This window comes from Rhodococcus sp. 7Tela_A2 (assembly GCF_049311045.1).
Lineage (GTDB): Bacteria > Actinomycetota > Actinomycetes > Mycobacteriales > Mycobacteriaceae > Rhodococcus.
In genome coordinates, this window is record NZ_JAXION010000003.1 from 15,135 (window position 1) to 31,632 (window position 16,498).

Genomic DNA, 16,498 nt, shown 5'->3' on the forward strand with positions numbered 1-16,498 from the left:
GTCAGACCCGAACGGAGAAATGCTGTGTTATTGACCAATACACTCGACATCGATGCGGCAGCCGACGACGTATTTCGTTTGATCAACGATGACGTCGAAAAGGTGGCGACGTGCGTACCCGGCGCAGCGATCACCGGCAAGGACGGTGACACGTTCCTCGGAGGAGTCAAGGTCAAGGTCGGGCCGATCAGTGCGTCTTACTCCGGTACCATTCGTTTCCTCGAGATCGACCGGGATGCAAGGACACTGAAGCTCGCGGCCAAGGGTGCCGACTCGCACGGCAATGGTGACGCGGAGGCAGAGGTAGCGATCACCGTAGAACAGGTCGGCAACGGATCGCGGCTCACACTCGTTACCGACCTGGTGATCAGCGGCAAGATCGTCTCGTTCGGCAAGGGCGCGATCGTGGCCGTGTCCAACAAGGTGCTGCAACAGTTCGCTGTCAACCTCGGCGCGATGCTGGCCGGTGGCCAAGCGGTGCCGGCGGCTGCGTCCGTGCCGGTTACACACACATCCCATTTCACTGGTGCGCCACAACAGTTCGCTGCTCCGGGAGGTGGATCGGTAGCGGGAGAATTCGATGCGCTGGCCATGATTCCTGCACCGGCTCGCAAATACGGGCTCGTGACCGCAGTCTTTCTTGCAGGCATGGTGGAAGGTTGGCTCGTCACGCGTGCCTTCCGCCGGCGGTAGGCACCCGCCGTCACCGATGTCAGATCAGGCTGCGGGGACGGATGGCGTTCGCGAGATCGACCAGGACGTAGCGATGCGCGCGCTCGGGGCACTTGCGGGCGAGTTCGCGAAGGGCGGCTTCGGTGCCGCGGCGCAGACCGTTCTCCGTGAACCGGCTGTCGAGGATCCGGCCGTGGTCACGCCGGGGGGATCGTCCGGCCCGGATCCATTCGAGGGCGGTGCCGAGAACCAGGGCGCGCATCTGCAGGGCGCGGCCCTCGTCGGCGGGCAACGACGACACACGCTTCGCGGCGTCGAGGAGGTCGGCATCGGTCAGCTCGTCGATGTTGCCGTGACGCAGCAGGATCAGCGCTGCGGTCATGTTCGCGACGTTGTGGTGTCGTGACGTGTGGGGAACCTGGTCGAGGACGTCGACCGCGTCGCCGGTCCTGCCGCTGCCCGCGAGTTGGCGGGCGAGGCCGAAGGCGGCACTGACCACGCTGTGATCGGTGCGCCACACCGTGCGGTAGAAGTTCTCGCAGAAGGCACGCCAGGACGCGGGATCATCGCTCTCCCAGTGTTCGAGCGTCAATTCCGCGGTGGCGGCCAGCGCGAGTTTGGGTGCGAGTTCACCCGGCAATGCCTGCAGCACCCGATCGAAGCGGGCGAATGCGCCTTCGTAGTCTTCTTGTAGCAGGGCAGCGTTACCGGCGTACCAGTCGATACGCCAATCGGCGCCGGTCTCTCGTTCGAGCCGGGTGAGGATCTCGATGGCTTGTTCGCCGCGCCCCAGATCCAGATTGGCCCGCACTTCGGCGAGAGTGATCTCGCGGGAGAACGCGGCGTCGGTGGTTCCGGACACGCGCTCGAGTCCGTTGTCTCGGGCGTGCCGCAACGAGTCGAGGGTCTGCTGGGGTTCGCTGTGCACGGCTGCGGTGAGAAGGGCGGCACTCGGATCCGCGGGGTCGAGCAGCGGCACGGGCAGCGCCGCCGTAACGGCGCGAGGGGAGAGCACCACCGTACGATCGACTCCGTCGGCAAGCGCGTCGGTGCGAGCCACATCCTCATCGGTGCCGAAGGTCGTGCGTTGCGGGCTGAACATCGTGGAGAACCCGGGATGTTCGGTGCGGGTCTGCTGCGACAGGATTTCACGGAGCACTCCGGTGAGCTGGCCGGCAACCTCGTCGGCCGACGAGAACCGCAGGGCTGGATCCGCGTTCGTCGCGCGCAGGAGCAGGCGGTGGAACGAGTCGAATTCGGCGAGCAACGGAGCCTTTGCCGGTGTGGGCAGTCCGTCGAGGTACCGGCCCTTCTCCGAGGGCATTTCCAAGGTGAGTACCGCGAGCGTGCGGCCCACGGTGTAGATGTCGCTGGCGACGGTGGGACCCGTCCGCACGATTTCGGGAGCTTGATATCCGGGGGTGCCGTACAGGTACCCGTAGTCCTCGATGCCTGCCACGGCGCCGAGGTCGATCAGTTCGAGTTGCTCGTCGGTCACCATGATGTTCTCGGGTTTGAGGTCGTTGTAGACGAGACCGATCTCGTGCAGATACTGCAGCGCCGGAAGAACTTCCAGCATGTAGGCGATGGCCTGCTCCACCGGCATCCGTTGTGGCTTCGAGTACGTGTCGAGGACTTCCCTCAGCGTGTGCCCGCCGACGTACTCCATGACGATGTAACCCATCGGCGTGCCGTCGGGGAGTGGGTGCTCGACGAAGTTGTAGATGCGCACGATGCTCGGGTGGCTGACTTCCGCGAGGAATTGCTGCTCGGCGACCGCGACGGCTTGCGCCTCCGCATCACCCGAGTGCAGCAGACCCTTGAGGACAACCCACCGATCGCTGACATTGCGGTCCACAGCGAGGTAGATCCAGCCGAGCCCGCCGTGCGCGAGGCACCCTTGGATCTCGTACTGGCCCGCCACGAGGTCTCCGCGCTGCAGGACAGGGGTGAAGGAGTAGGGCGACCCGCACCGCGGGCAGGTGCCCGCTGTCGGTCCCGGGCCGGACGGTGTGCTGCGCCCGACCGGTTCGCCGCACTTCCAGCAGAACCGTTTCCCCTCCGCGACATGCGGCGTGCGCAGCACGGCGTGCATCGGGTCCTGTGGCGCAGCGACCGGGACGTCGACCAGTCCTGCGATGCGGCGACGGCCCGTTCCGCGCGGCCGGGTACGCCGGCTCGAGGAACGCTGAGAGGGAATCGAACGCTCGGACGGACCCGTGGCCGGGAGCGGGGCCCGCTGCGTTCCCTGCCCCGGCGCGGTCTCGCTCTGCGCGCTCGTGGAAGCGGAGTCTGCGTCGTCGGGCGTGCGGTTGGCGGACATCACTTCCTCAATCCACATACGTGGGTGCCGGTGGCTCCGGCGCGGGCCCCAGTACCGATAGGTACCTGTCGTAGAGCGCGGTCCAGGTGCCGTCCGAGCGGATACGTTCCAGTGTGCGGTTGACGAACCGAACCAGGTCGTCGTTGCCCCGGGTGATCCCGATTCCGTACGGTTCCGTGCGCAGCGAGTCCCCGACGACTTCGACGTACGGGTCCTGGGCGGCGAAGCCCGCCAGGATCGTGTCGTCGGTGCTCACGGCGTCGACCTGCCGTTGCTGGAGCACCACCAGGCAGTCCGCCCAGGACGGGACCGTCAGAATCGACGCGGACGGCTGTACCTCGCGCATCCGCTCGAGCGAAGTGGTGCCGTCGACGATGCACACGCGTCGCCCCACGAGGTCGGAGACGTTGCGGATCCCGGAATTTCTGACCACGAGCACACGTTGCTCGGCGCGCAGATAGGTTGTGGAAAAGTCCACGAGTTCGCGACGCGCGCACGTGATGCTCATCGTCTTCGCCACGATGTCCACCGTCGAAGTCTGCAGCGCCTCCTCGCGCTCGGCGGAACTGAGAATCCGGAAATCGACCGATTCGGGACTGCCGAGGAGATCACGGGCGATTTCACGAGCGATGTCGACATCGAAGCCGGTGATGTCACCGGTGGTGGGGTCGCGATAACTCAGCAGATTGCTCCCGGCGTCGAGTCCGACGATCAGGCGGCCCCGGGCGCGGATCGCGTCGAGGGTCGGTCCGGAGTCGGCGCCGTTCGGGCGCAGGCTCGCGGTGGGGTCACCACATTCCGGTGAGGCGGATGTCGGCCCGGACGGTTCGGCGATCCTGGCGCCTTCCGGAAGCGGGAAGGTTCTCTCGGCGGTCTCGACGACGGAGGGACCAGGGGAAGGCTGTGTGCCGCAAGAGGATACGAGAGCAGCAGTGGCACACAGTGCAGCGGCGAAGGCGGAGGTGCGGCGCGATCTCATTGGTACTCCCTGATCCGTCGCCACAGTCCGATGCCGCTTCCCGTGAGCGCGATGACGACGAGGATCACGGCGGCCGGAACGAGCCCCGACAATGTGCGGGAGGCACGGGACTCGTTGTCGCGTAGTTCGGTACGTGATTCTGCGATGGCGGTCGAGAGGGCACCGTCGAGTGTTGTGAACTGTGCGGTGGATTCGTCCGGGCCGGGTCCGATCACCAGGACGACGGCGGCCTCGTAGTCGCCGCGTTCGAGAGCGTCCGTCGTGCGCGCATGAGAATTGATCCACGCGTCGCGGGCTGCCTGCGCACGCTGTACCGCTTCGGCCCCGGCTTCGGTCGGGTCGGCGCCGCCGTACCGTTCGAGAAGTTCCCCGAGCCGGGTGATCCGCTCGCCGTACGTTCCGTCGTACGCGCCGGTGGAGTGGCGTTGCGCCAGCAGCAGCGTTTCGGCGGTGCGTGACTGCTGGGCGAGGATTCTGCTCTCCGTGAGGACCGCCAGTGGTTCGGCGCCCTGTTCGAGGGCGCGTTCGGTGGCGTCGGAGGACACCAGTCCCGCGACAAGAAGCCAGGCGAGCAGCGACCCGGCCGCGGCGATGGCCACCAGCAGACCGAGATTGAACGTGCGGCGGGTTTTGCGGCTGACCAGCATGTGAACCGCGACGAGCGCGGCGACGGTGACGAGCAGCAGTCCGATCGCCGGCCAGGGTGGCCGCACCGCGGCACGCTGAGTGGCCTCGACCGCGGAGATCCCTTCCGACTGCAGTTCCTGCGCCGCGGGCAGCAACACGGACTGCATCATGTACGACGCTTCCCCGAGGTAGGCGGAGGCGACGGGATTGCCGACGCGCGAATTGGCGCGCGCGGTCTCGATCAGCCCGGTGTAGACGGGCAGCATGCGTCCGATCTCGGTGAGGTTGCGGGTGCTGTGGGCCTGGTCCGCGGTGAGACCGGCCGCGGCGATCACGAGATGGTCGGAGGCCTCGGCGAGGGCGTCGAGATAACGCTCCCGAACCTCGGCGGGCTCGATGCCCCCGGAGATGAACCCTGTCACCGCGGCGGCGTCCGCGACGGACAGCGCGCTGTACAGGTTTTGGGAAGCGTTCGCGAGCGGTTCGGTCGTCGCGAGGAGCCGGCCGTGCGTGTCCTGCCGTGCGCCCACGAGTTGCACCGTCACCACGCACGACGCGACGAGCAGGACGGCGAGCACACCCGCGAGGACCGCGAAGAGCACGGGAGTGGACTGCAACGTGCTGCCGCGTCGGCGGGCAGCGCGTACAACCGGGTTTTTGGGATCCTCGGTACGCTGGTTGTGGTTCTCGACCGGTAGAACAGTAGGGGTCAGGCGAATATCCACCGCATAACCCCCTTCTCAGGTTGCCGGTTTTGTGGAGCATATAAGCAGCACGCGAAAGAATGTGCCGACCACGGACACGGGATCTCCTCGCCCGAGCACTTCCGTGACGGCTGGGACCAGGGAGCGGACAGGATGCGCGGTGACGGGGACGGCTGGGCCGTCGGGCCGGACGGTGACAAGCGGTGGGGACGGCACGGTGCCGCCGGATTGCTCCTGCGCGCGCCGCTTCCGGACGGGACTCCCGCTGTTCTCCTGCAGCACCGGGCGGCGTGGAGTCATCAGGGCGGAACGTGGGCACTGCCCGGCGGCGCTCGCGACTCGCACGAAAGCACCGTCGACGCGGCGGTCCGCGAAGCGCACGAGGAGGCCGGGATCGAGGTGACGGCACTCGCCGTGCGTGCCGTGCGGGTCACCTCCGGGTCGGTGGGCGGGTGGACCTACACCACGGTCGTCGCCGACGCTGCTGCTCCGCTCGACACCACGCTCAACGGTGAGAGCACCGAACTCCGCTGGGTGCCCGAAGAGCAGGTCGGCGAGATGCCGTTGCACGCGGGTTTCGCGGAGGCGTGGCCCGCCCTGCGCACCCGCCCGGTACGGATGCTGCTCGACACCGCGAATGTCCTCGGCTCGACCGGGCCGACGGGCTGGTGGCGGGATCGTCCGGGCGCGACGAGTGCTCTGCTCGCGAATCTCGCCGCCGTCCTTCCCCGGACCGTCGAGCTTCCGGACGGCCTGTTCGGATGGGTGCCGCAGGTCGAGGCGGTCCTCGAAGGAGCTGCCCGCGGTGCGGCGACGGACGACGCCCGCATTCCCGTGCACACCGCGGAGGGGAGCGCAGACGACGAACTGGCCCGCCTCGCGGCAAGTACTGCGACCGCGGTCGACCCGGGGGTCACGGTCGTGGTCACCGCCGACCGCGGACTTCGTGACCGGCTTCCCGGCAACGCGGTGACACTGCCCCCGTCCGCTGTCCTGGCGTGGCTCTAGAGCGCGCCGTTCACGGTGTGGGCAGCGCGGCTTTCAGCGCCGCTGCGGCGGCGCGCGGATCGGCGGCTTCGGTGATGGCCCGCACGACGGCGATCCGGGTGGCGCCCGCGTCGAGGACCTGAGGCAGCCGCTCGAGATCGATCCCGCCGATCGCGAACCACGGCCTGCGCGGATGCGACTTGTGGACCTCTCGCAGCACGCTCAGACCCGCTGCCGGACGACCCGGTTTGGTCGGGGTGTCCCACACCGGACCCGACGCGAAATAGTCGACTCCCTCTTCGATGTCGGCGAGCGACGCCTGCCCGCGGGTGCCGGTCGACCGGCCGATCACGATGTCGTCGCCGAGGATGCTTCGCGCATGCTCGACCGGCAGGTCGCCCTGGCCGAGGTGGAGGATGTCGGCACCCGCGGCAAGGGCGATGTCGGCTCGGTCGTTGACCGCCAGCAACGCACCGTGGCGCGCGCATGCGTCGGCCAGGATGGACAGGGCTGCGAGTTCGTCACGCGCCTCGAGCCGGCCGTACTTCTTCTCACCCGCCGAACCCTTGTCGCGCAGCTGAACGATGTCGACACCGCCGGTCAGCGCCTCGTCGATGAAACGGGCGAGGTCGCCGGTGTCGCGGCGCGCGTCGGTGCACAGGTACAGCCGGGCGGTCGCGAGACGCCCACGGGGGTCGGGATGGTTGCCGCGGTAGGTGGTCACGGTCAAGACGGTAACCTCTCGGGTAGACGAGATACGACACGGGAGTCCCGAGGTACACGGGGCTGAGAGGGGGCCTGCCGGCCCCGACCGTTATGACCTGAACCGGATCATGCCGGCGCAGGGAGTGAGGTGGACCGATGACAACAGTGGCAGTCGTGGGTGGCGGAGTGATCGGTCTGTCGATCGCGTGGCGCGCGGCCCGCTCGGGGTATGTCGTCACCGTCCACGATCCGGATCCCGGTTCGGGTGCGTCCTGGGTGGCAGGCGGAATGCTCGCCCCGTTGTCCGAAGGGTGGCCCGGCGAAGGCCACGTCCTCGAACTCGGTGCCGCGTCGCTGCAGCGCTGGCCCGAGTTCGCGGCACTCCTCCGGTCCGGGACCGGCATCGACCTGGTGACCTCCACCGCGTCGATGACGGTGGCTCTCGACGCCGCAGACGCCGCGGACCTGCGCACGGTCGCCGAGTGGGTTCAGGCGCAGGGCCACGAGATGCGGGTGCTCTCCCGTGCGGAGGTGCGAGACCTCGAACCGTCCCTCGGGCCTCGCATCCGTCTCGGTTTGCTCGCGTCGGCGGAATTGTCCGTGGACAACCGGGCGCTCGTCGTCGCCCTGCGTCGTGCCGCTGTCGATGCCGGTGTCCGATTCTCCGAGGCGCCGGTCGCCGACCTCGCCGACCTCGACGCGGATCGCGTGGTGCTCGCGGCCGGTTCCGCCTCCTCCCGGTTGTGGCCGGCCCTGCCGGTACGGCCCGTCAAGGGCGAGATCCTGCGGTTGCGGATGCGCCCCGGAGCGACTCCGCTTCCGGAGCGCACCATCCGGGGCAACGTCCACGGCAGACCCGCCTACCTGGTACCCCGCCGCGACGGTCTCGTGGTCGGTGCCACCCAGTACGAGGCGGCGGATACGCAGGTGACCGTCGCGGGGGTGCGCGACCTGATCGCCGATGCGGAGGCACTGCTGCCGGCGATCGGCGAGTACGAACTCCACGAGGCGAGCGCGGGACTGCGCCCCATGACACCGGACAACCTTCCGCTCATCGGGCGGTTGTCGGAACGCGTGATCGCCGCGACGGGACACGGCCGCAACGGCGTGCTGCTCACACCCCTGACCGTCGACGCAGTGCTCGCAGAATTGTCCGAAGATCCCTTGTCCGAGGTGAAGCATGCTTCCCCTCAACGATTTACGGAAGTGGTAGCGCAATGACCAACGGAACCGGGTCGAACCGAACTCAGGTGGGCGTCACCGTCAACGGTGAGGACAAAGACTTCGCGGTGGCACCGACGATGTCGGAACTGCTGGCAGGTATGGGGCTGCCCGAGAAGGGCCTCGCCGTCGCAGTCGACGGCGTGGTGTTCCCCCGCAGCCGCTGGAGCGAGCGGGTCGCCGCGGGCGCACAGATCGAGATTCTCACGGCGGTCCAGGGTGGCTGAATTCCTCGACGGCCCTCCCGGCGACCCGGCCGCGGACCTGCCCCCGTTGACCATCGCCGACCGCACCTTCGGGTCCCGGCTGATCACCGGAACGGGCGGAGCGGCGAGTCTCGCTGCGCTGGAAGACGCGCTGGTCGCGTCCGGAACCGAACTGACGACCGTCGCGATGCGCCGCGTCGATCCGACATCGGGCACCGGTGTCCTCGACCTGGTGCGCCGGCTGGGGATCGCGCTGCTGCCGAACACCGCCGGTTGCCGCGGCGCGAAGGAAGCCGTGCTCACCGCGCAACTCGGACGTGAGGCGCTCGAGACCGACTGGGTCAAACTCGAAGTCATCGCCGACGAGCGGACACTGCTCCCCGACGCGATCGAACTGGTCGCGGCTGCCGAACAACTGGTCGACGACGGGTTCGTGGTCCTGCCGTACACGACGGACGATCCCGTGCTCGCGCGCCGGCTCGAGGACATCGGCTGTGCCGCGGTCATGCCGCTCGGCTCGCCCATCGGGACGGGCCTGGGCATTGCGAACCCGCATCACATCGAGATGATCGTCGAGGCGGCCGGGGTGCCGGTGATCCTGGACGCCGGAATCGGCACCGCGTCGGACGCCGCGCTCGCAATGGAACTCGGTTGCGACGCAGTGCTGCTCGCGACCGCGGTCACGCGCGCGAAAGAACCCGCGTTGATGGCCTCGGCGATGCGGCACGCGGTCGAAGCGGGATTCCGCGCACGCCATGCCGGACGGATTCCGAAACGGTTCTGGGCGCAGGCGTCGTCGCCTCTCGAACCCTGATGACGGGGCGGTAGCTGCGCGCGCGGTCCCGATCGTGCAGAGTATGGCCCATGATCGAAGTGACCGGACTGACCAAGACCTTCGGGTCCACGACCGCGGTCGACGATGTGACGTTCACGGTCCGCCCCGGCATCGTCACCGGGTTTCTCGGCCCCAACGGCGCCGGGAAGTCGACGACGATGCGCATGATCCTGGGCCTGGACCGCCCGACCTCGGGCAGCGCGCTCATCGGAGGCAAGCCGTATCGCAGCCTGACACGGCCGCTCCAGACGGTGGGAGCGCTCCTCGACGCGAAGTGGGTGCACCCCAACAGGACGGCGCGTGCGCACCTTCGGTGGCTCGCGGCGTCCAACGGCCTGCCGGCCTCCCGCGTGGACGAGGTGCTGCGCCAGGTCGGTCTCACCGAAGTCGCCGGGAAGCGCGCCGGTGGGTTCTCTCTCGGCATGTCGCAGCGGCTCGGTCTCGCCGGGGCGCTGCTCGGCGACCCGCAGGTGCTGCTCTTCGACGCGCCCGTCAACGGGCGCGACCCGGAGGGCATCATGTGGATCCGGCGCTTCATGCACGCCCTTGCGGCAGAGGGTCGCACCGTGCTGGTGTCGAGCCACCTGCTCTCGGAGATGGCACAGACCGCCGACCATCTGATCGTCATCGGGCGGGGACGCCTGATCGCCGACACGTCGGTGAAGGACTTCGTGGACCGGGCCTCCGAATCGGTCGTCGTGGTGCGCAGTCCTTCTGCCGGCGAGCTGCGCAGCGCCCTCACCGAGCGGGGGTACACCGTCCGCGAAGAGGACGGGGCGCTGCTGGTGCCGAACGTGGGCATTGCCGAGGTCGGTGAACTCGCCGCGTCGCGATCACTCGTGCTGCACGAACTGTCCAGCCGTAACGCGTCGCTCGAAGACGCATTCATGAAACTCACCGGGGGCCACGTGGAATTCCACGGCACCGGAACCGACGACGTCATGAAAGGCGGACTGTGATGGCGGGGACCGTGCTCGACACGCTGCGGGCCGAACGGATCAAACTCACCTCGGTGCAGTCGCCGTTGTGGTGCACGGTGGTGATCGTCGCGCTCGGGCTGGGCCTGGCCGCGGTTCTCGGTTCGGTCGCGCGCAGTTCGCTCACCGCGGACGACGAACTGATGCAGTTCTATCCCACTGTCGACGTCGCCGTCAGCGGTGTCACGGGATTCGGCGTGTTGGTGCTGATGATCCTGGCAGCACTGTCGGTCACCAGCGAATACCGGTTCGGCGTCATCCGCACGACCTTCCAGGCCACGCCCAACCGGACGCTCCTCCTGACGGTCAAGGCCGCGCTCATCGGTGTGCTCGGCGCGATTCTCACCGGCGTGCTCGGTCTCGCGTCGTTCCTTCTCGCGAAGATGCTGGCGGGACCGGATGCCGGACGAGATCTCGTACTCAGCGGCGAGCCGGCGTGGCGGGCGATCTACGGAATTCCGCTCTACGCGTTCCTCTGTGTGGTGCTCGCGATCGGTGTCGGTACGCTGCTGCGCCAGTCCGCCGGGACGATCGCGCTGCTGCTGCTGTGGCCACTGCTCATCGAGTCGCTGTTCGGATTGTTCGGATCGGTCGGACGTGAAATCCAACCGTTCCTGCCCTTCGCCAACGCCAACAACTTCCTCAGCATGGAGCAGGGCATCGAATTCCACTGGGGTGCATGGGGTTCCCTCGTGTATTTCGCGGTTTTCACGGCTGTGGTGTTCGCTGTGTCACTGGTCGTGGTGAACAAGCGGGACGCCTGAGCACCACGCGCGGACCCCACCGGTCGATTACGCTCTGCCCATGGCGCGCGGACGGTGGGGACGGGCGGGGTTGTCGATCGCGGTAGCGGTCCTGTCGGTCGCGGGATGTGCGGCCGACGACAGTACCGAGGGCGGTGGTTCCGGCAGCGGGGGTTCCGGCAGCGTCGATTCCCCCAGCGGGCAGGCACCGCCGTCGCTCGACCCGTACGCGATCGCCGACCGGGTGCAGATCGAGGCGGTCACCGCACATCTGAGCGAACTCGAACGCATCGCCGGCGAGAACGACGGCAACCGCGCGCTCGGCACCCCCGGATACGACGCGAGTGTCGACTACGTCGCCGGCCGGTTGCGCGACGCCGGGTTCGAGGTGCAGACACCGGAATTCGACGTGACCGGGTTCGACGTGGAGACCGAGACCCTCGACATCGACGGCACCCCCGTGGGCGTGCGCGCGCTGGGCTTCTCGCCCTCGACCGGGCCGGACGGACTCACCGTGCGCCCCGTGCGGATTCCGGCCGACGAGACGCCGGGCTGTGAGCCCACCGACTACGACGGCCTCGACGTCTCCGGATCGGTGGTACTCGTCGACCGCGGTGCGTGCACGTTCTCGGTGAAGGAGCAGGTCGCCGCGGACCGGGGAGCGGCCGCGGTGCTGGTCGTCAACAACGAGGACGGGCCGCTGTCCGATGCGGGACTCGCCGAAGACGAGAAACCCCGGATACCTGTCGGAGGACTCGCCCGGCAGGACGCCGACACGGTCGCAGGGGCATCCTCGGTGAATCTGACTCTCGACACCACGACCGAGAGGCAGCGTTCGCGCAACGTGATCGCCGAGACCTCCACCGGCGCGGCCGACAATGTGGTGGTCGTCGGCGCACATCTCGACAGCGTCCCGGAGGGGCCCGGCATCAACGACAACGGCACGGGAGTCGCCTCCGTGCTCGAAACCGCACTGCAACTCGGCGCGGAACCGGATGTTGCCAACAAGGTGCGCTTCGCATTCTGGGGAGCGGAAGAAGTCGGGCTCGTCGGATCCGCTCGTTATATCGACGGATTGTCCGACGACGAACGCCGCGACATCGCGCTGTATCTCAACTTCGACATGCTCGGCTCCCCGAACCCCGGGTACCTCGTCTTCGACGGAGACGACTCCGACGGCGAAGGGGAAGGTCCCGGGCCGGAGGGATCGGCGGGGATCGAGCGGACGTTCGCACAATTCTTCGCGGAGCGCGGCATCACCGTGTCGGGCACCGATTTCGACGGCAGGTCCGATTACGGACCGTTCGTCGCCGTCGGCATTCCCGCCGGTGGGGTGTTCAGCGGTGCAGACGATGTGAAGACCGCCGAACAGGCGGAGCTGTGGGGCGGTACCGGCGGGGAGGCATTCGACCCGAACTACCACACCGCCGAGGACGACGTCGCGAACGTGGACCGCGCCGCGCTCGCCGCAGCCGCGGCGGCGGTCGGGTACGGCACGGCGTTCTACGCGTTGTCGGTGGATGGGCCGGACGGGGTGCCCGTCGGCGACGCACGAGTGCAGGCACGCGAGGCGTTCACCGAGTAACCCGCACCGGCTGCGGTCACTTCTCCTGTAGCCGCCACAACGGGTTGACCGGTCCGTGTCCGCGCCCCAGGTCGTACGACCATTCGAGGCACTTGGTGATCCACTCCTTCGCGAACGCCACCGCGTCGGGCACCGACCGGCCGTGTGCGAGAGCCGAGGCGATCGCGGCGGCCAGGGTGTCGCCGCCGCCGTGATCGTTGCCCGTGTCGATCCGGGGGGTGGTGAATTCGAGGAACCGATCCCCGTCGAACAACAAATCGGTGCTCGACGACGACGTGCGCAGATGCCCGCCCTTGACGATGGCCCATTGCGCACCGAGAGCGTGCAGGGCCTCGGCCGCGCGCCGCGCCGACGGGTCGTCCACCACGTCGATGCCCGTGATGAGACGGATCTCGTCCAGATTCGGGGTGACGACGGTGGCCCGCGGGATCAACACCGAACGGATCGCGTCGAGTGCATCGGCATGGACCAGCGGGTCGCCGTGCATCGATGCGCATACCGGGTCGACGACGAGCGGTACCGGCAGATCGCGGCCGATGCCCATCTCGGTGCACACGGCGGCGACGGCTTCGATGATCGAGGTGGACGGGAGCATTCCGGTCTTGGCAGCCGAGATGCCGATGTCGTCGACGACGCACCGAACCTGTGCGGCGACGGTCTCGGCAGGAATCTCGTGGAACCCCTCTACTCCCACCGAGTTCTGCACCGTGACCGCGGCGACCGCGACGCACGCGTGCACACCGCACATCGCCATGGTCCGGGTGTCGGCTTGGATGCCGGCGCCGCCGCCGGAGTCGGTGCCGGCGATGGTGAGGGCGCGAACCGGCGTTTCACCGGCAGCTGACAAGGGCAGAAGTTCCACGGCGCTCACCCTACCGAGGCTGTGGGGGCTCACCCTCGGCAGCGGCTCCACGGCGGGCCCGTCACGAAAGAATGGGAGCTCGGAGGTTCTTGCAGGAACGTGTTCTATAGTGGTCCAGGTCACAGTTTGATCAGGAAAACACCGCTTGGAGATGCTCTTGGACACCAGTACGCCGAGCGCCGATGTGTCCGACAACGCCGACCAGAACCGCTTCGAACTGCGGCTCAACGGAGATCTCGTCGGCATACTCGGCTACTACGACACCAACTGCCCGTCCGGAGTGCCCGGGCCCTGCGATCCGATCGTGGACTTCATGCACACCGTGATCGTGGAAGACTTCGGTCACCGCGGACTCGCGGCCGTCCTGGTGGGCGGCTCCCTCGATATCGCACGGAAACGCGGCTGGCGGGTCCGGCCGATCTGCACCTATGTCCAGCGCTACCTCGACTCACACGGCGGTTACGAGAACGTCGTGGTCTCGCCCGGTCCGGTCGCGCGCAGGCGGGGTGCCTGACCTCCTCGCAGCCGGACTCACAGCCCGGCTCCCTGCCGCGGAACTCCGGGCCATGGGACTTCGGGACACCGACGTCGCTACGCGGGTTCGTCCGCCAGATCGACGATGACCGGAGCGTGGTCGCTCGCGCCCTTGCCCTTGCGCTCGTTGCGGTCGATCTCGGCGCCCGTGACCCGTGCGGCAAACGCGGGAGAACCGAGCACGAAGTCGATCCGCATGCCCTGCTTCTTGGGGAACCGCAACTGCGTGTAATCCCAGTACGTGTACACCCCGCGGCCCGGCGCATGCGGGCGCACCACGTCGGTGAACCCGGCGTCGGCGAACGCATGGAAGGCGTCGCGCTCGGGCTGCGAGGTGTGCGTCTTGCCTTCGAAGAATGCGGGGTCCCAGACGTCGTCGTCGGTGGGTGCGACATTCCAGTCGCCGACGAGGGCGATCTGCTGATCGGGATCGGCGGAGAGCCACGCCTGCGCGTCGGCCCGCAGCTTCGCCAGCCAGTCGAGTTTGTAGGCGTAGTGCGGATCGTTGAGGTCGCGGCCGTTGGGCACGTACAGGCTCCACACCCGCACACCGCCGCACGTCGCGCCGATCGCGCGGGCTTCGAGCGCGGGAGAGATTTCGGGATCCTTGGAGAAGCCGGGCTGGTCTTCGAAACCGACCTGCACGTCTTCCAGGCCGACGCGGGAAACGATGGCGACGCCGTTCCACTGGCTCAACCCGACGTGCGCGACCTCGTAGCCCAGTTCTTCGAACCGCTCCGTCGGGAACTGCTCGTCCTTGCACTTCGTCTCCTGCATGGCGAGCACATCGGTGCCTGTCCGCTGCATCCAGTCGACGATCCGGTCGGTCCGGGCCCGGACCGAGTTCACATTCCACGTTGCCAATCGCACGCCCACACTCTAGGCCAGGGGTACGACGCGACGACTACGCGCGATCGGCGGACGACGGAGCCGGGGGTTCGGTCGCGTACGTGTAGTGGTGATGGTCGACGAACCCGAGTTCCCGGTACATCGTGCGCGCGGCCACGTTCTCGTCGTGGACCTGAAGATAGGCATGGGTGGCTCCGGCGTCGCGGGCCCAGGCGAGCAGCGACCCGCACAGCAGGGTCCCGAGGCCGCGGCGCCGGTGCTCCGGGGCGACCTCCACCGCGGAGAGTCCCACCCAGCGGCGACCGTCCGGGGCATGGGTCACCGCGGCCCGCCCGATGGCGAGGGGCGGTTGCCCGGGCGCTCCGATCCGGCCGAATCCGAGGGTTCCGGCGGCGACGGCGCCGAGCACGGCCTGCCCGACCGGGGGAACCGTGCCGTTCCGGTACAGCGACAACCATTCCTCGTCCGGTTCCCCGGCGACCGCGACGGGTACCGGCCCCTCCGGCAGCGGCACGTTCTCGAGATCCGCACCCATCACGACCACTCTGTCGCCGGTGGGCCAGCCCTGCGGAATCCGGGCCAGCCGGTCGGGGACGAGGAGACGCAGCGGAAGGCCACGCGCGGCGAACCAGTCACGCAGGCGTGCCCGCACCTCGGGATCGGCAGGGTCCGCGACGGTGCCGGGAGCCCCGATCGGGGTCGCCGAGTTGGCGCGGCCGGTGAAACCGCCGCCCGCCCGCAGGAACCAGCCGTCGATCCACGCCTGTTCCAGGCCTGGCCATCCGGCTGCGGCGGCATGTTCGAGCGACCGGATCTCGGAGGTCCGGATCGGTCGTGCGGCGATCTGCTTCACGGCCACCACGGCGCTCGGCGAGACCTGCACAAGTCGCTTGTCCGCGGGGCCCCCCCCCACGACCGGTTCCATCGAGACGAGTTCGCCGATCACATCGGTCATGGGATGGCTGTATCCCGCGGGGAGGCGATAGCGCAGCACCACACGGCTGCCGAGCGGTACTGCGGGTACGGCAGGTTCGTCAGTCGTCATCGTCGTGCCCGAACGGGTCCTCGACCGTTCCGGGCATCCACGTCAGACCGGGAGTTCCCCATCCGGCACGCTTGATGGTCTTCTTGGCTGCGCGCGCGTTGCGGCCGATCAGCACGTCGACGTAGAGGTACCCGTCGAGGTGGCCGACCTCGTGTTGCAGCATGCGCGCGAAGAAGCCGTGGCCCTCGATCTCGACGGGGTTGCCGTCGGCGTCCGTTCCGGTGACCTTCGCCCACTCGGCGCGGCCGGTCGGGAAGTTCTCGCCGGGCACGGACAGGCACCCTTCGAGGTCGTCCTCCGGGTCCGGCATCGTCTCGGGGATCTCGGACGTCTCGAGTACCGGGTTGACGACAACTCCCCGGCGGCGCGCGACGTGCCCGGATTCGTCCCGGTCGGGGCAGTCGTAGACGAACAGGCGCTTGGCGACGCCGACCTGGTTGGCGGCGAGCCCGACCCCGTTCGCGGCATCCATCGTCTCGTACATGTCGGCGATCAACTGAGCGAGCTCGGCGGGGGATTCCGTCACCGGTTCGGTCGGGTTGTGCAGGACGGGGTCGCCGACGATGACGATCGGAAGAATGGCCATGGTGGAACAGGATAGTGCGCGTCCGAGGTGCTCGTCGGGCCGGTACGTGTCGGAACCG

The 16,498-nt window shown here is 68.3% G+C and carries 17 protein-coding genes and 1 riboswitch; of the genes, 9 read left to right on the top strand and 8 right to left on the bottom strand.

Going from position 1 to position 16,498, the window contains the following annotated elements; translation table 11 throughout:
* The first annotated feature begins 24 nt into the window (after positions 1-24).
* Positions 25-693, top strand: coding sequence for an SRPBCC family protein (locus TVH25_RS01040; protein ID WP_422423166.1), 669 nt, complete (start codon positions 25-27; stop codon positions 691-693).
* Between the two features lie 19 nt (positions 694-712).
* Here TVH25_RS01040 and TVH25_RS01045 read toward each other — a convergent pair whose 3' ends face one another.
* From TVH25_RS01045 to TVH25_RS01055, 3 genes are read right to left on the bottom strand one after another with little or no spacing between them, the layout of a single operon-like run.
* Positions 713-2,995: a tetratricopeptide repeat protein gene (locus TVH25_RS01045; protein ID WP_422423167.1), complete on the bottom strand. Its 2,283-nt coding sequence runs from the start codon at positions 2,993-2,995 to the stop codon at positions 713-715.
* A gap of 7 nt (positions 2,996-3,002) precedes the next feature.
* Entirely contained in the window at positions 3,003-3,974 is a 972-nt protein-coding gene (locus TVH25_RS01050) for a glutamate ABC transporter substrate-binding protein (protein ID WP_169619178.1), read from the bottom strand.
* Positions 3,971-5,326, bottom strand: a complete 1,356-nt coding sequence (locus TVH25_RS01055) for a hypothetical protein (protein WP_169651328.1) — start codon at positions 5,324-5,326, stop codon at positions 3,971-3,973. The genes TVH25_RS01050 and TVH25_RS01055 overlap by 4 nt, the downstream gene beginning before the upstream one ends.
* 132 nt (positions 5,327-5,458) lie before the next feature.
* On the opposite strand from TVH25_RS01055, the gene TVH25_RS01060 reads away from it, so the two are divergent.
* Positions 5,459-6,313, top strand: a complete 855-nt coding sequence (locus TVH25_RS01060; protein ID WP_422423168.1) for an NUDIX domain-containing protein — start codon at positions 5,459-5,461, stop codon at positions 6,311-6,313.
* Between the two features lie 10 nt (positions 6,314-6,323).
* On the opposite strand, the gene thiE is transcribed toward TVH25_RS01060, so the two are convergent.
* Positions 6,324-7,016, bottom strand: coding sequence for a thiamine phosphate synthase (gene thiE, locus TVH25_RS01065; protein ID WP_169619183.1), 693 nt, complete (start codon positions 7,014-7,016; stop codon positions 6,324-6,326).
* 28 nt (positions 7,017-7,044) lie between these two features.
* A riboswitch (TPP riboswitch) is annotated at positions 7,045-7,157 on the top strand.
* On the opposite strand from thiE, the gene thiO reads away from it, so the two are divergent.
* The 6 genes from thiO to TVH25_RS01095 all read left to right on the top strand — a co-directional run bounded on the left by thiO (position 7,154) and on the right by TVH25_RS01095 (position 12,564).
* Complete coding sequence (gene thiO, locus TVH25_RS01070) at positions 7,154-8,218, top strand: glycine oxidase ThiO (RefSeq protein ID WP_422423169.1); 1,065 nt, start codon at positions 7,154-7,156, stop codon at positions 8,216-8,218. Its footprint overlaps the riboswitch before it by 4 nt.
* A complete protein-coding gene (gene thiS / locus TVH25_RS01075; protein ID WP_169619187.1) occupies positions 8,215-8,445 on the top strand; it encodes a sulfur carrier protein ThiS in 231 nt (76 codons plus the stop codon). Before thiO ends, thiS begins: the two co-directional genes overlap by 4 nt.
* Positions 8,438-9,238, top strand: a complete 801-nt coding sequence (locus tag TVH25_RS01080) for a thiazole synthase (RefSeq protein WP_422423170.1) — start codon at positions 8,438-8,440, stop codon at positions 9,236-9,238. Before thiS ends, TVH25_RS01080 begins: the two co-directional genes overlap by 8 nt.
* 50 nt (positions 9,239-9,288) lie before the next feature.
* Positions 9,289-10,218 carry an ABC transporter ATP-binding protein gene (locus TVH25_RS01085; protein ID WP_422423171.1) on the top strand — a complete coding sequence of 310 codons (930 nt, stop codon included), beginning with the start codon at positions 9,289-9,291 and terminating at the stop codon, positions 10,216-10,218.
* Entirely contained in the window at positions 10,218-11,000 is a 783-nt protein-coding gene (locus tag TVH25_RS01090; protein ID WP_296550903.1) for an ABC transporter permease, read from the top strand. The genes TVH25_RS01085 and TVH25_RS01090 overlap by 1 nt, the downstream gene beginning before the upstream one ends.
* Before the next feature lie 40 nt (positions 11,001-11,040).
* A complete protein-coding gene (locus TVH25_RS01095; protein ID WP_422423172.1) occupies positions 11,041-12,564 on the top strand; it encodes a M20/M25/M40 family metallo-hydrolase in 1,524 nt (507 codons plus the stop codon).
* A gap of 16 nt (positions 12,565-12,580) precedes the next feature.
* Here the strand turns inward: TVH25_RS01095 and thiD are convergent, their stop codons facing one another.
* Positions 12,581-13,426, bottom strand: coding sequence for a bifunctional hydroxymethylpyrimidine kinase/phosphomethylpyrimidine kinase (gene thiD / locus TVH25_RS01100; RefSeq protein ID WP_169619195.1), 846 nt, complete (start codon positions 13,424-13,426; stop codon positions 12,581-12,583).
* A gap of 151 nt (positions 13,427-13,577) precedes the next feature.
* Between thiD and TVH25_RS01105 the strand changes: the two genes are divergently transcribed.
* Positions 13,578-13,940, top strand: coding sequence for a GNAT family N-acetyltransferase (locus tag TVH25_RS01105; RefSeq protein ID WP_206036473.1), 363 nt, complete (start codon positions 13,578-13,580; stop codon positions 13,938-13,940).
* A gap of 77 nt (positions 13,941-14,017) precedes the next feature.
* On the opposite strand, the gene TVH25_RS01110 is transcribed toward TVH25_RS01105, so the two are convergent.
* From TVH25_RS01110 to TVH25_RS01120, 3 genes are read right to left on the bottom strand one after another with little or no spacing between them, the layout of a single operon-like run.
* Entirely contained in the window at positions 14,018-14,830 is an 813-nt protein-coding gene (locus tag TVH25_RS01110) for an exodeoxyribonuclease III (protein ID WP_422423173.1), read from the bottom strand.
* Positions 14,831-14,864: 34 nt separating this feature from the next.
* Positions 14,865-15,854 (bottom strand): N-acetylglutamate synthase, CG3035 family, encoded by a 990-nt coding sequence (locus TVH25_RS01115; RefSeq protein ID WP_422423174.1) that lies wholly within the window; start codon positions 15,852-15,854, stop codon positions 14,865-14,867.
* Positions 15,844-16,440, bottom strand: a complete 597-nt coding sequence (locus tag TVH25_RS01120) for a peptide deformylase (protein WP_169619201.1) — start codon at positions 16,438-16,440, stop codon at positions 15,844-15,846. Before TVH25_RS01120 ends, TVH25_RS01115 begins: the two co-directional genes overlap by 11 nt.
* Positions 16,441-16,498: the final 58 nt, after the last annotated feature.

Bases quoted from the DNA above. Each gene is read 5' to 3' on its own strand.
- TVH25_RS01045 (WP_422423167.1), bottom strand. From the start codon at position 2,995: ATGTCCGCCAACCGCACGCCCGACGACGCAGACTCCGCTTCCACGAGC.
- TVH25_RS01050 (WP_169619178.1), bottom strand. From the start codon at position 3,974: ATGAGATCGCGCCGCACCTCCGCCTTCGCCGCTGCACTGTGTGCCACT.
- TVH25_RS01060 (WP_422423168.1), top strand. From the start codon at position 5,459: ATGCGCGGTGACGGGGACGGCTGGGCCGTCGGGCCGGACGGTGACAAG.
- thiO (WP_422423169.1), top strand. From the start codon at position 7,154: ATGACAACAGTGGCAGTCGTGGGTGGCGGAGTGATCGGTCTGTCGATC.
- thiS (WP_169619187.1), top strand. From the start codon at position 8,215: ATGACCAACGGAACCGGGTCGAACCGAACTCAGGTGGGCGTCACCGTC.
- TVH25_RS01085 (WP_422423171.1), top strand. From the start codon at position 9,289: ATGATCGAAGTGACCGGACTGACCAAGACCTTCGGGTCCACGACCGCG.
- TVH25_RS01090 (WP_296550903.1), top strand. From the start codon at position 10,218: ATGGCGGGGACCGTGCTCGACACGCTGCGGGCCGAACGGATCAAACTC.
- TVH25_RS01095 (WP_422423172.1), top strand. From the start codon at position 11,041: ATGGCGCGCGGACGGTGGGGACGGGCGGGGTTGTCGATCGCGGTAGCG.
- TVH25_RS01105 (WP_206036473.1), top strand. From the start codon at position 13,578: ATGCTCTTGGACACCAGTACGCCGAGCGCCGATGTGTCCGACAACGCC.
- TVH25_RS01115 (WP_422423174.1), bottom strand. From the start codon at position 15,854: ATGACGACTGACGAACCTGCCGTACCCGCAGTACCGCTCGGCAGCCGT.
- TVH25_RS01120 (WP_169619201.1), bottom strand. From the start codon at position 16,440: ATGGCCATTCTTCCGATCGTCATCGTCGGCGACCCCGTCCTGCACAAC.